Source organism: Thioalkalivibrio sp. ALMg11, from assembly GCF_000377905.1.
In the GTDB taxonomy this organism is placed as follows: domain Bacteria; phylum Pseudomonadota; class Gammaproteobacteria; order Ectothiorhodospirales; family Ectothiorhodospiraceae; genus Thioalkalivibrio.
This window is the reverse complement of record NZ_KB898881.1, coordinates 13640-27487: the sequence shown is the minus strand read 5'-3', so window position 1 is coordinate 27487 and position 13848 is coordinate 13640. Positions and strand designations below refer to the sequence as shown.

The 13848-nt window shown below is 67.4% G+C and carries 11 protein-coding genes; all 11 read right to left on the bottom strand.

Annotated features, from left to right (window positions below):
- Nucleotides 1-397: 397 nt before the first annotated feature.
- The 11 genes from D578_RS0114055 to D578_RS0114005 all read right to left on the bottom strand — a co-directional run bounded on the left by D578_RS0114055 (nucleotide 398) and on the right by D578_RS0114005 (nucleotide 13846).
- Nucleotides 398-1771, bottom strand: coding sequence for a phenylacetate--CoA ligase family protein (locus D578_RS0114055; RefSeq protein WP_018950567.1), 1374 nt, complete (start codon nucleotides 1769-1771; stop codon nucleotides 398-400).
- A 2-nt stretch (nucleotides 1772-1773) separates the two neighbouring features.
- Entirely contained in the window at nucleotides 1774-3015 is a 1242-nt protein-coding gene (locus D578_RS0114050; RefSeq protein WP_018950566.1) for a glycosyltransferase, read from the bottom strand.
- Nucleotides 3008-4225 carry a TIGR04063 family PEP-CTERM/XrtA system glycosyltransferase gene (locus tag D578_RS0114045; protein WP_018950565.1) on the bottom strand — a complete coding sequence of 406 codons (1218 nt, stop codon included), beginning with the start codon at nucleotides 4223-4225 and terminating at the stop codon, nucleotides 3008-3010. Before D578_RS0114045 ends, D578_RS0114050 begins: the two co-directional genes overlap by 8 nt.
- Nucleotides 4226-4238: 13 nt before the next feature.
- Nucleotides 4239-6134: an XrtA/PEP-CTERM system amidotransferase gene (locus D578_RS0114040; RefSeq protein WP_018950564.1), complete on the bottom strand. Its 1896-nt coding sequence runs from the start codon at nucleotides 6132-6134 to the stop codon at nucleotides 4239-4241.
- Between the two features lie 198 nt (nucleotides 6135-6332).
- Nucleotides 6333-7457, bottom strand: a complete 1125-nt coding sequence (locus tag D578_RS0114035) for a TIGR03088 family PEP-CTERM/XrtA system glycosyltransferase (protein WP_026289366.1) — start codon at nucleotides 7455-7457, stop codon at nucleotides 6333-6335.
- Nucleotides 7458-7504: 47 nt separating this feature from the next.
- Nucleotides 7505-9055, bottom strand: a complete 1551-nt coding sequence (gene xrtA, locus D578_RS0114030) for an exosortase A (RefSeq protein WP_018950562.1) — start codon at nucleotides 9053-9055, stop codon at nucleotides 7505-7507.
- The gene (locus D578_RS0114025) at nucleotides 9045-10295 is read right to left on the bottom strand and encodes a TIGR03087 family PEP-CTERM/XrtA system glycosyltransferase (RefSeq protein ID WP_026289365.1); all 1251 of its coding nucleotides are present in this window, start codon (nucleotides 10293-10295) and stop codon (nucleotides 9045-9047) included. Before D578_RS0114025 ends, xrtA begins: the two co-directional genes overlap by 11 nt.
- A 45-nt stretch (nucleotides 10296-10340) precedes the next feature.
- Nucleotides 10341-10712 (bottom strand): GxxExxY protein, encoded by a 372-nt coding sequence (locus D578_RS0114020; protein WP_018950560.1) that lies wholly within the window; start codon nucleotides 10710-10712, stop codon nucleotides 10341-10343.
- Between the two features lie 82 nt (nucleotides 10713-10794).
- Nucleotides 10795-11862 carry a FemAB family XrtA/PEP-CTERM system-associated protein gene (locus D578_RS0114015; protein ID WP_018950559.1) on the bottom strand — a complete coding sequence of 356 codons (1068 nt, stop codon included), beginning with the start codon at nucleotides 11860-11862 and terminating at the stop codon, nucleotides 10795-10797.
- Entirely contained in the window at nucleotides 11846-12751 is a 906-nt protein-coding gene (locus D578_RS0114010; protein WP_018950558.1) for an XrtA system polysaccharide deacetylase, read from the bottom strand. The genes D578_RS0114015 and D578_RS0114010 overlap by 17 nt, the downstream gene beginning before the upstream one ends.
- 15 nt (nucleotides 12752-12766) lie before the next feature.
- Nucleotides 12767-13846, bottom strand: a complete 1080-nt coding sequence (locus tag D578_RS0114005) for an XrtA/PEP-CTERM system-associated ATPase (protein WP_018950557.1) — start codon at nucleotides 13844-13846, stop codon at nucleotides 12767-12769.
- Nucleotides 13847-13848: the final 2 nt, after the last annotated feature.

Below are 13848 nucleotides of genomic sequence, written 5' to 3'. Positions count from 1 at the left end.
AGACACGAAGCGAGGGCAAGGGCTGCTGCACCACAGAGGACCCGGAGAGTTCGGTCGATGCGATTCGCTCCGCTCATCCGCATCCTACGGCTCAAGCGGGTAGCGGGTAGCGGGTAGCGGGTAGCGGGTAGCGGGTAGCGGGTAGCGGGTAGCGGGTAGCGGGTAGCGGGTAGCGGGCAGGATGCGTTGAGCGCAGCGAAACGCATCGCGGCCTCGACCACGCCCACGCCCACGCCCACGCACGAGACGCCGGCTTGGCGGTTCACCTGCACGCGCCGCGCTGGGGCCGCCACGATCGCCCGGCACGCCCCGGCACCACCATCAAGAATCTTCCTGCCTTCCCCGCTTCCTGTGAATCAGCCCTTCTTCGCGTCTTCGTGCGCTTCGTGGCGCGCGTTCAGGCGTTCCGGGCTGGCTGGTCGGCGTCGGGAACGCGGCAGACGACGTGGCGGTGCTTGCCGTTGGGCTCCGGCGGGATGGCATCCACCGCGCGAACATCCACATGGACCGCCTGCCCCAGCGCGTCGATGAATGCACGGCGCAGGCGCTCCTCGGCGGCCGCCGGCAGCGGGGCGACCAGGCTCAGCAGCACCTCGACGCGGTGTCGGTCGTGCTGGATGACCTTGTAGGCGCGCAGCCCGGGCAGGTCGCGCATCAGGTAGTTGAAGCGGCTACCGTGGATCCAGGAGCCGTCCATCGCGATCAGGCCGTCGTTGGCGCGGCCGTCGATGTCGCGCAATAACGGCAGGCCGCGCCCGCAGGGGCAGGGCCGCGGGTCCAGCGCACCCCGGTCCCCGGTGCGATAGCGGATGAACGGGAATTCCGGGCCCACCAGGTTGGTGACCACAATGTTTCCGGTCTCGCCGGGCGGCACCGGTCGATCCTCGGCATCCAGGATCTCGATGATCAGGGCCTCGGCCGTGATGTGCATGCCACCCGCCGGACATTCGCGGGCGATAAACCCCGCGTCACGCGCGCCGTACTCGTTGGCGACCCCACAGCCCAGCACCTCGCCGATCACCTCGCGCCACTCCGGACGCAACACCTCGGAGGTCGTGAAGGCGACACGGATCCCGAGGTCGTCCAGCCGCTGCCCCCGCTCGCGCGCCCGCCAGGCCACGCGAGACAGTGCCGACGGATAACCGAACAGCATGCGCGGGCGCCGCTGGCGGATCTGCTCGATCATCCGGTCGAGCCGCGCCGGATTCAGGTCGCGGGCCGGCACCAGATACGAACGGAACAGGCGATCGCGCCAGGCACGCACACCGTTCTGGGCCTCGTTCTCGACGGCGGATCCCCACAGGACCAGTTCGCGATCGCCCACGTCCACACCCCACCAGCGGGTTGCCCGCCACTTTGCGGCGATATCCATTCCGATGCGATCCGCGCCCAGCCAGAAGCTCAGGGGCTCGCCGGATGACCCGCTGGTGTGCTGCTCTTCGAGGTTCCTCGCGCCCTCCGCGCGCCAAGCCGCACCCTGTTCGCGGATCAGCGCCTTGTCGACGACCGGGAGGCGCTGGAGGTCCGTGATGCCGGAGAACTCCGCAGGCGACCCGCCCTGTTGCGCAAACCACTCCCGGTAGAACGGCACCCGCTGCGCGACACTTTCCAGGAGCGCCTGCAACCGCTGCTCCTGCAGGATCTGCAGGGCCTCCCGCGTCCACCACTGACTGGCTTCCAGGGCCTTGTGCCAGGCCACCGTGGGGTGACCCTTGAGCCGTTCCTGCAGCGGAAACAGGCCATGCGCGACCCATTGCGTGTAGAGGCCCATGCTCAACCGGACGGAAACGAACGCTTGGCCGTCGCGGTATCCGCGGCCGCGATCTGCTCGAAGGCTGCAACCAGCTCCGGAATCCGCGTCTCCCAGGCATTCGCCCGCGCATGCTCCAGGATGGCCTCGCGGTCCCAGTGGCGCTCGAGCGCCTCCAGCAGGGCATCGCGCAGCGCGTCATGGTCGCCGTACGGGACCACGATCCCGACCTGATCGGAATTCACCACCTCGGCGTTGCCCCCGACCCGGGTTGTCACGATCGGCAGCCCGCAGGCCGACGCCTCGAGGAAGACATTCGCCCAGCCCTCGAACCGCGTGGCCAGGACGAATACGTCGCCGGCCGAATAAACGAAACGCAGGTCTTCCGGCGATACCTGGCCCAGGAACCAGACCCGGTCTTCCAGACCCAGCCCCTTTACCTGCTGGCGCAGCTCGGCCTCGTTGTTGCCCTCGGGGGTCGCTCCGCCCGCAATAACCAGGTGCAGGTCGGGTTGCGTGCGCAGCAATTCGGGGAGGGTCGCGATCACCCGGTGAAAGCCCTTGCGTTCGGTCAATCCGCCCACCGAAACCAGAAAACGGCCTTCCTGCGGCAGACCCAGGCGCTGGCGGGCCCCGGCCCGGTCTTCGGGATGAAAACGCCGCAGGTCCGCCCCGTTGCCGACCACCTGCACATGTCCGGGGGCCTGTCCCCAGGCGATCGCATCCTGACGCAGCGAGTCCGCCACCGAGAACACCCGGGCCGCCGCGCTCATCGCCCGGTTGATCTGGCGCCGATGCAAGGCGCTGCTGGCGAAACGGACCAGGCTGCCGCGCAGGGTGATGGTGTAGGGGCAGCGCAACCAGCGCGCCAGCCAGCGCGCGGCCACGCCATCGGGATAGACAAAGTGGGCGTCGATCAGGTCAAACCCGAAATCACGCCGCAGTCGCCGCATCAGCCCGAAACTGCCGAGCGCGAGGAAGAACCCGTCGGTCCACTTGAGCACCCCCGGAAAGCAGAAGAACCGGGGGTGGTACACCGCAATCCCGTCCTGCTCCTCGTAACGCGGCAAGGGCGGTCGCGAATGCGGCCGGAGACGCCCCAGCAGCCCCTGGAAGGGGAACCACGGGGCCGGCGCCACGACAACCAGGTCCAGATGTCCGGCCACCCGCCGCATGCGCTCGCGCACGAACAGCCCAAGGTTGGGCTGCGCCGCGTTGGGGTAGACGCGGGTGAAGACCACCAGGCGCGGGCGTTGGCTAGCCAACGGGCGCGGGCTCCACGATTCCCCGCAGACGGTCGTAGACCGCCTGATAGCGGGCGACACTGGCCGCCCAGGTGCGCTCCTGTTCGACAAAGTGACGCCCCGCGGACCGCACCTCGGCCCATTGGGACTCGCGACCCAGGGTGTCGAGCACCGTGTCCGCCAGCGCGTCCGGATCGTCGGCCGGGAACAGCCAGCCGGTCTCGCCATGGCGGATCAGCTCCCGGTGTCCGCCCACATCCGAGGCCACCAGCAGTCGCCCCTGGGCCATCGCCTCCAGCGGCTTGAGCGGGGTCACCAGCTCGGTCAGCCGCATCGAGTGGCGTGGGTAAACCAACAGGTCCACCAGGTCGTAGTAGCGCTGCACCTGGTCGTGCGGCACCCGGCCCGCAAACACGACCTGATCGGCGATGCCCAGGCGTCGAGCCTGCTCCTGCAGGCGTTCCGCCTGCGGTCCGCCGCCGACCAGCAGGATGCGTACATCCGGGGCCTGCGCCCGGATGCGCGGAAAGGCCTCCAGCAGCAGGTCCAGCCCCTCGTAGGCATAGAACGAGCCGATAAAGCCCAGCACCCGGGCATTGGCCAGCCCCAGTTGCGACTTCAGCTCGGCGTCCGGTGCCCCGCCCAGACGGAAGGCCTCGGCATCCACGGCATTCGGGATCACGGTGACCCGGTCCTGCGGGATACCCCGGGCGACGATGTCCCGCCGCAGGCCTTCGCAGATCGTCGTCACGTGGTCCACCCGGCGGAACACGTACGACTCGAAACCGCGCGTCATGCGGTAGCGCAGCCCGTGTTCGCGGCTGGTCCCGTGATCCACCGCGGCATCCTCCCAGAAGGCCCGCACCTCGTAGACCACGGGGATACCGAGACGCCGGCCGACCCGCAGCGCCGGCAGGGCATTGAGAACCGGGGAATGGGCATGCAGCACATCCGGCTGCACCTCCCGGGCCACGGCCTCCAGGCGCCGGGTCAGGGCACGCATCAGCCCCCATTCGCCCAGCCCCGGCAGCGTACCGGGGCGATAGCGCGTGCGGTAGAAGTGCAGACCGTCGACATCCTCCTCGTCCACCTCCACCGCCCCCTGCTTGGGGCTGGTCAGGTGAAACGTCTCCCAGCCGAGCCGGTGCTGCTCGCGCAGGATGGCGGCCGTGCGGAAGGTATAGCCACTGTGCAGCGGGATAGAGTGATCGAGGACATGCAGGATCTTCATTGCCACCCCCGCATCAGGCCGTCGACCGGGCCAGGAAGCCCTCGAACATCAACAGCGACCACAGGACCGGGCTGTGGTCGCGGGCACCGCTGGTGTGCTGGTCCACCAGGGTCTTGAGATAGTCCATGTCGAAGATGCCGGAGTCGGCAATGCGCGGCCCCAGCACCTGCGCCCGCATGCGTTCACGCAGCGGTCCGCGAAACCACTCGGCGACCGGGACGGCGAAGCCCTTCTTGCGACGATAGAGGATCTCCTCCGGCAGGTAGGGCTCCATGGCCTTTTTCAACACGTACTTGCCCTCCGTCCCCCGCAGCTTGAGATCCGGGGGCAGCCCCGAGGTCCACTCGACCAGCTGGTGGTCGAGCAGGGGCACTCGGACCTCCAGCGAATGCGCCATGCTCGCGCGGTCGACCTTGGTCAGAATGTCGCCCGGCAGGTAGGTCTTCATGTCCAGGTACTGCACCAGCGATAGCGGGTGCTCGGTGGGGGCGCGCGCCGCATGCCGGCGCAGGACCTCCACCGCGCTGTAGCCCTGAAGCGAGCGCCGAAACGCCGGCGAAAACAGGTGCGCGCGCAGGTCGTCGCGCAGGATCGACACCCCCTGGAAATAGCCCTCGACCGAGTCCCGCGCCAGGGCCTGGAAGGTGGCGCGGGCGCGCAACGGGCGCGGGGCCCAGTCGGCCTTGGGATACCACCGCGCCAGGGTCCCGAATACGGCCCGTCGCAACCCCAGTGGCAGCGGCGCGCGCAGGCGTTCCTCCGCCAGGTGATGGCGATAGCGCCGATAGCCGGCCAGGTTCTCGTCTCCGCCGTCCCCGGACAGCGCAACCACTACCTGCTGGCGTGCCTGTTCGCAGACCCGATAGGTCGGCAGCGCGGAACTGTCGGCAAACGGTTCGTCGTAGAGGCCACTCAAGCGATCCAGCAGGGCAAAGTCGTCGGGATCGACCTCCTGCGTGCGGTGATCCGTGTGGTAGCGCTCGGCCACCATCCGCGCGTAGCGGGATTCGTCGTAGGCCGGATCGGCAAAGCCGATGGAGCTGGTGCGCACCGGGTCGTCGGACAGGCCCGCCATCATCGCGACTACCGCACCGGAATCCACCCCGCCCGAGAGGAAGGCCCCCAGCGGGACCTCCGCGACCATGCGGACGTCCACCGCCTCGCGCAGGCGAGCGGTGAGTTCCTCGGCGGCAGTCGCTGCATCCGCCACGCCACTGTCGCCGAACGGGATGTCCCAGTATTCACGCGGCTCGCTCAGGTTGCCCTGTCCGCGGCGCACGGTCAGCGTGTGGCCAGGCGGCAGCTTGTGCACGCCGCGGAAGATGCTGCGCGGCTCCGGCACGTAACCGAAGGCGAAATAATCCTCCACCGCATGCGGATCCATCTCTCGCGGCATCCCCGGATGCGCCATCAGCGCCTTGAGCTCCGAGCCGAAGATCAGGTGCCCGTCCGCCAGCGCGCCGTAGTACAGGGGCTTGACCCCCAGGCGGTCGCGGGCGAGGAACAGGGTGTCGCGATTGCGATCCCAGACGGCGAACGCGAACATGCCACGAAAGCGCTGTACGCAGGCCTCGCCCCACTCCTCCCAGGCATGCACGATCACCTCGGTATCGCAGTGGGAGCGGAACCGGTGCCCCGCCTGCTGCAGCTCGGCGGTCAGCTCCGGGAAGTTGTAGATCTCGCCGTTGTAAGTCACGACGACGGTCTCGTCCTCGTTGAACAGCGGCTGCTGCCCGCCGGAGAGATCGATGATCGACAGGCGACGATGCGCCAGCCCCACGCCCGGTTCCAGGTGCACGCCACCCTCGTCCGGACCGCGGTGAAACTGGGTCTCGTTCATCGCCTCCAGCAGGGACCGATTGATCGGCCGCCGGTCACGCAAATCGAAGATTCCGGTAATGCCGCACATGTCGGGTTCCTGATCGCTTCCTTGCCGAGGCCAAATGACGCTGGACGGTGCACCCGGGGAGGCACTAATTGGCGCAAGCCCCGCCGCACCATCACGGAAAATCCAGCATAAACGACAACCCCGCCGCGGACCGACCGCGATACGCGCCACAGGGCCCCTGGCGTTAGCGGCGGAACTAACGCCGGCACACGCCTACGTTCAACGCCGCTCCAGTACCCGGTCGTACACCCGCATATACCCCGCGACCATCGCCTCCATGCTGAATTCCGCCTCGGCCCGCGCACGGGCGGCCGTGCCTTGCCGTGCGGTCCGTTCGGGGTCGCCTGGATAGGCCATCAGCGCAGCCGCGATCGCGCCTGGATCGCCGGCCGGCACCAGCGCCCCGGTCACCCCCGGCTGGACAAGGTCGGGGTTCCCCCCGACATCCGTCGCGATCACCGGGAGCCCGGTGGCCATCGCCTCGAGGACGGTGTTGCAGATGCCTTCGGCCAGCGAGGGCAGGACGAAGAGGTCCAGCGCCCGCAGGCAGTCGGGGATATCCTCGCGGGCACCGGGGAGCCAGGCCTGGCCGGCCACCCCGGACTGCTCCAGCAGCTGCCGGACCTCCCCGCGCAGCGGGCCGTCCCCGATCATCGCCAGGCGCAGGCGCGGAAACTCCGCGGGCATCCGTTCGCGCAGCGCGACAAAGGCCCGCGCCAGGTCCAGCGGCGCCTTGACCGCCTGCATACGCATGACCGAGCCGATCACGAAGGTGCCGGGGCCCCGGAAGCCGTCCGGAAACGGGGGCGCGAACGCCTCCGACGGTGGTGCGAAACGGCCGGTATCCACGCCGTTGAAGATGTGCGAAAGACGCTCTGCGGGCACCCCGATCGCATCCCGCAGGTAGCCCTTCTGATGCTGCGACAGGGCAATGTAGTGACCGACCAGCGGCCGCACCAGCCGGCGCAAGCGGCGGTTGCGGCCGCGCGTGCCGTCCAGATCCCCAACATCCCAGCCATGCTCGCCATGCACGCGCGCTCGCACGCCGGACAGCGCGGCGGTCACCTGGGCCTCCAGGGTGCCGAAGTTCCGGGTATGGACGATATCCGGTTGCAGGGCGCGCAGCAGTCGCCACAGGTGGACGTGGACCCGCGGGTCCTTGCCTTCGCGCTTGTGCAGGGCATGCAGGCTCACATCGTCGCGCCGGATGCGCAGGCGAAAATCGGTGTAGTCCGTCATGCAGATGATGGCGTGCCGGTAGCGGTCCACGGGCATGTGGTTGATCAGATTGACCAGCCCGTTCTCCATCCCGCCAATGTCCAGGCGATGGATGATATGCGCCACGCAGGGTCGCGGATCGCCATCCCGGACGGTCTTGGCGGATGCGCCCGTCACTGTCGCGCGACAGCGGCGAGCTGCTCGATGAGCTCGGGCAGGACGTCGGCCGCATAGGCCTGTAGCGTCGCATCCTCTTCCCCGGGCTCGGAGCCATAGGGCACATAGAGCACGACCAGGGCCGCGTCATCGCGGCCACCCACCAGGCGGTTCAGCGCCTCGCGGGCCTTGACCGTATGCGGCAGCGTGGTCAGCTGGCCGTCCACCCAGTACCAGCGCCAGACCAGCAGTTGCTGCCCGGGCCCGTGCAGCAGGAAACGTTCGGGATTGGGGTAGCCGTCGACCGTAGCCTGCCCGCGATGGGATTGCGACCAGGAACCCACGCGGTGACGCCCGGCCAGGGTATTGCTCCAGCCCACCATGTTCCCGTAGTGGTGCTGTTCGCGATAGAACAGCACGTGCATGCCCACCGGCAGCCCGCCATCCTCCGCCGCGACGAGACCGCCCCGGCCGTCGCGGGCACCGCGATAACCCGGCTCCCAGGCACCGGCCTGATCCTCCAGCACCCGCCAGCCGGGCGGGGCCAGCGGGCCCGTGCCCAGGCCCGCCACCGGACCGAGATCACGCTGGTTCATCCAGCCCGCATACAGCGGGGCCGCGCTGGCCAGCACCACCGCCAGCAGGGCCGCCACAGCGAACGGTCCAGCATGCAGCGAGCGCCACTCTTTCGGCGTGCGCACGGGTGCGGCGGGCGGGTCCATGTCTTCGCGCCAGAAGGCCCCGATCCCGAACATCAGCGCAATGACCACCCCGAAGAATATCCACCCATAGATCAGGTGATCGACCCCGGCCGCATACTCCATCTCGCTCAGATGACCGATCATCACGATCATGTAGGCACGCAGGCCGTTGGCAACGATCGGGACCACGATGGAGACGCCGACAAACACGAGCCGCCGCCAGGTGCTGCGGTACATGAGATAGGCGTACAGGGTGCCGAGCGCGACCGACGCGATCAGATAGCGCACGCCACTGCAGGCCTCGACCACCGACCAGCGGCCGGTGGGCAGGTCGAAATACAACCCGTCGCGATAGACCGGGATCCCGCTCAGCTGCACCGCCGTCACGGTAAAGTCCGCGGTGAAGTCCATCAGCGGCGGCACCAGGAACTCGCCGAACGGGACCGCGAACAGCAGGTACGCCAGGGGAAACTGCAAGCGCCAGGCGATCGCATTGCCCAGCACCAGCCAGAACAGCGCGGGGACCATCAGGACGGCCGCGAACTGACGCACGGACACCACATCCACCAGCTCTCCCGCCACCCAGACCAGCGAAAAGGCCAGCAGGGGCAACAGCGCCCACCAGGAGGGACGCGGCTCCAGGGCAAACACCTCCTCGCGCTTGAGAAACAACAGAAACAGCACGATGGGGACAATCAGGAAACCATGGGCAAAGGTCTCCGAACGGTTCCAGACGGCCACGATGGATTCGAACGTCGGGTAGAACATCCATCCCAGCACGACCAGGCCCAGCATCAGCACCGGCCCGGCCAGCCACCAGGACGAGCCGCGCACGGACGTCCGGATATCGAGCGTTTCAGCGTCCATGGGCAGCCTCCGGGACTGGCTCGGCGCCGGGGACCCCGCCGGGGTGCGGGCGGAGAAACTCGCCCAGGTGCGCGAGATTGCGCGCCCAGTCATAGTCCGCCAGCACCCGGGTGCGCGCCGCGTGCCCGAGCGCCGGATCCGGTGCACGCAGATATTCGGAAACGGCCTTCAGAAACGCTCCCGGTTCGGCCTCGGCACGGATCACCTCGCGCCCGGTCGTCGCGGTCAGGCCTTCCAGGGCCTGCGGGCTGGCCACGACTGGGCGCGCCAGAGCCATCGCCTCCAGGACCTTGTTCTGCACCCCACGGGCGATTCGCAGCGGCGCGATGACGACCGTCGCGTACGCAATCCACGGGCGCACGTCGTCCACGAATCCGGTCACCGTCACCCCGGGGCGATCCGCCAGCGCCACCACCTCCGGAGCCGGCCGGCTGCCAACGATGCAGAACTCCACACCGGGATGTTCGACCCGCAGCGCAGGCAGAACGTGGTCGGCAAACCAGATCACGGCATCGACATTGGGCCAGTAATCCATCGCCCCCGAGAACACCACGGTGCGCACCCCGTCCGCATAGGGACCGGGTGCCGCAACCACGTCGGGTGAGAAAAAGGCGGCATCAACGCCGTTGTTCAGGGCATGCACCCGGTCCGCCACCTCCGGTGCTTGCTTGCGAAAGGTGTCCGCCTCGGCCGGCGACACGAACAGGCTGGCGTCGCTGGCCTGCGCGACCTGTCTCTCGTACGCCAGCAGCCGCCGCCCTTCGCGCCGATATACGGCGCTCATGGGCCAGCGCCGCGTCGGCGCATACTGCGTCCACTTGTCGGAATCCACGTCCACGAAGTCCACCACCCGGGTCAGCCCGTCCCCCTCCGGCAGGTACTGGGCCATCGCCGAGGAAAAGGCCAGGGCACCGGCGACCGGCTGCCGCGCCAGCGTTGCACGGACCCAGCGCGCCAGTTCCCGATCGCGATACCACGGCACGGTCAGCGCCTCGCCACTCAGCAAGCCGCTCAGGGCGCGCAACTGAGCACGCCGGCGCGGCAACGGACGGGCACAGACACTGGCGCACAGCGCCTCGAGCTCGGGCAGGTAGGCGGCGTCAGCCGGGTCATCAATGAACGTGCCGAGATGCACGCGATAGTGCTGCGCCAGATAGCGCAGGATGTGGTGCGAACGGATCTTGTCGCCCTTGTTGGGCGGCCACGGAATCCGGTGCACAAGATAAAGAAGATCTTCCATTAAAGGGCCTGATTTACCACGGAGGGCACAGAGAACACGGAGAATTCAAAGCCTGAATCTTTTGATGCCGTCTTTCAGAAGCAGGGCGTTGCAATTGCTTAGCAAGCTGGTTGGGGTGTTCGCCCGTTTCATGCAGGTGAGACGCTGGGCATGGTGGACGGCCTGCAAGGCATCCACACTTTTCAGTTCGAGTATTAGTTCCTGCTCGACCATCAAATCGATTCGGTACCCACAGTCGATGGGGCACCCCTCGTAGTTGACCCGCAGGGGCACCTCCACGAAACAATCGACTCCCCTCTCGGTAAGCTCGTGAAACAGGCATTTCGCGCAAATTGACTCCAGCAACCCAGGCCCCAACTCTTGATGAACCTCAATGGCTGCACCAATCACCCGGCCAGTCAGATCCGTGGCATCCATTCCCACGCTCCTTGCGCAATCCATGCGCGACATTTTCTTTCGATTCCACAGTTCTCCGTGACCTCTGTGGCGAACCCGATCGTTAGCCGAGGGAGCGGGAGATTTTGGGGCCCAGCCAGTTGGCCATGGGCAGGGGCAGGCGCTGCCAGGCGGCGATGAAGTAGCGGTATTTGGGGTTGAGCGGATTGACGTCCGGCATCTCGCGGGCACGCACCAGGTCGTATTCGTAGTACAGCGGCTGCGGCTCGAAGCCCCAGTTTTTCTTGAAGCTGAAGGACCCGGTATCACGCTTGCTGCGACCGAAGTCGAACACGCGGTAGCCCGCCTCGCAGGCACGGCGCATCAGCTCCCAGTAGAGGAAGTCGTAGCCCGCGACTTCGCGAGCCCGCGGGGTTCCCGCGCCGTAGTAGGGCAGCACCTCGTTGCGGAACCAGAAGCTGACCACGCTGGCGACCGCTTCGCCCTCGTGCGTGACCGTCAGCACGTCGCAATCATCGCCGAACACTTCGAGCAATTTGCGGAAGTAATTCGGGCCGAAGACCGGGGTCCCCATGCGCCGCACATTGGCCGCGTAGATGGGATAGAAGCGGTCGATGTCGCGATCGACCTCGCTGACCAGGCCCGCCTTGATGCCCTTGCGCACCATGCGCCGCTGTTTGCGCGGGATCGCGTTCATGTTCGCTTCAACATCCGGATCCAGCTGGCGGCGGAAGGTGAAATAGAGCTCGCTCTTGGTCGGCCAGTCCGGGTGCCTCGGTTCGCGCAGGCGATACTCGAGATAGTCGACATTCAGGCTGCGGGCGAGATCCCGCGCGCGGGCATCCAGCGCCGCCGCCGCAGCATCGGTGACCGCGGCAACACCGCCGTAGACACAGAACGGCAGCGATGAAAGCGAGTCCCCGAACAGGCGGGAACGGATACGGCCCAGCGGCAGCACGCCCTGTATGGCGCCATCCACCTCGGCATAGAGAAAGTGGGTTTCGTGCCCGAACGCCTCGCGCAACACCGTCGACCAGCCCGCGCGGTGGAAGAAGGTGGCCTGCGGACAGTTCTCCACGAACGCATCCCAGCGCTCATGGTCGGCCGCACACAAAGTCCGGACCTGCAGGGCACCGGTACCGCTGGCACGTTGATCAGGCGGTTCGTACATTGTCTTCCCTCGTCACCCTTGCATGGTCTCCGGGTCCCGCCAGTTCCACGGCAAACACGCGGTCCATGCGGTCCCAGCGAAAGTCCTGCAGGAGACGCTTCAGGCGCGGCTCCATACGGTGCAGGTTCACGTAGTGCCGGAAACGGCTCCGCGCCCCGAGCCCGGACACCCGCGGCTGGTCGGGGTCGATCTCCCACGGGTGGAAGTAGAAAACCGCCGGCATCTCGTCCACCGCCCCGATACGGCGAAGGGCCCGGCGCGACACTGCGTAGGGCAGCAACCGGAAATAGCCACCACCGGCCGCCGGAAGGTTGCGCCCGCCCATGCGGAGGGTCGCCGGGGGCAGCTCCAGGACCCCGGCGGGCACCGGGCGATGCGGGTGTCGCGGGGCCTTCGGCATCCCGTAGTGATCGTGATGCACCGGGTAGATGCTCGAGCTGTACTCCAGTCCCGCCTCGCGCAGCACCTCCAGCGCCCAGAGATTGCTCTCGCCGATCGAGAAGCTGGGCGCGCGATAGCCGCGGACCGGGGCTCCGGAGAGGTCTTCGAGGATGCTCTGGGCGCGCTCGATATCGGCGCGGAAGGCGGCGGGCGTCAGATCCGTGACCCGCTCGTGGCCGTAGCCGTGACTCGCCAGCTCGTGTCCGGCGTCGACGATCCGGCGGATCGCATGCGGGTAGCGCTCGGCAACCCAGCCGAGGGTGAAGAAGGTCGCCCGCGCACCGTTCTGGTCGAACAGCTCGAGGATGCGATCAAGGTTGCGCTCGATCCGGCATTCGCGGGTGTCCCAGGTGTCGCGCGGGATGCGCGGGGCCAGTGCCGAGACCTGGAAGTAATCCTCCACATCGACGGTCAGGGCGTTGGGCCGATCGGCACTTTGCATCTGCATGATAGGCCTCGGCAGCTACGACTGCGCGGCACTGGAAACCGGCGCCAGCGACTCCGTTTCATAGCCCTCGTCGCGCACGATCTTCAGCACCTCCTGGGTCGCCCGGAAGTTGACCAGGAGATTGCGCTCGATCCGCTGCAGGCGTTCCTCCAGTGCCTCGATATCCTGTTCGATTCGCAGCATGGAGACCTGGCTCGCCACCAGGCGATCATCCAGGCCGCCCGCCTCCGCCCCGGCTTCGGGGCGTACCGCGGCAGACGGACCCTCATCCAGCAGGACGCCTTCCAGATCTTCCTCGATCTCGTCGATCACCTGCTGCGCCCGCGCGGCATCCAGATCGGTACATTCCTCCAGATACCCCATCAGCAACAGGCGGTCACAGAAGGTATTCACCTTGCGCGGGATGCCGCTGGTGTAGTCGTGGATGCGTGCCCAGATGTCGTCGTCGAAATGCGGACGCCCGTTCCAGCCGACCCGGGCGAGCCGGTGCTCGACGTAGGCCCGGCTATCGTCTTCGTCCATCGGCCCCAGGTGGTAGGTCGCGATCACCCGCTGGCGCAGCTGCTGCATGTCCTCGCTACGCAGCAGGCGCCGGAATTCCGGCTGCCCGAGCAGAAAGCTCTGCAGTAACGGGCCGTCCTCGCCCTGGAAATTGGAAAGCATGCGCAGTTCCTCCACGGCGTCGGGGCCCAGGTTCTGGGCCTCGTCGACCACCAGAAGGGCGCGCTGGCCACGGGCCCGGGTATCACGCAGGAAGGTCTCCAGACGGCGCAGCTGGCCGGCCTTGTGACTGGGGGCATCGTCCAGCCCAAACGCGAGACAGACCGAACGCAGCAAGTCTTCTGCATCCAGCTGGGTGCTGACCAACTGCGCCGCCACCAGGGGTTTGTCACTCAGGGTCTCGAACAGGCTGCGCACCAGGGTCGTCTTGCCGGCCCCAACCTCGCCGGTAATGACGATGAAGCCCTCCTCCAGCTGCACGCCGTATTCGAGATACGCCATCGCCCGACTGTGGCCCTTGCTGGCATAGAAAAAGCGCGGATCGGGGCTCAGGGCAAAGGGCCGACCGGTGAAGCCGTAGAATTCCTCGTACATGA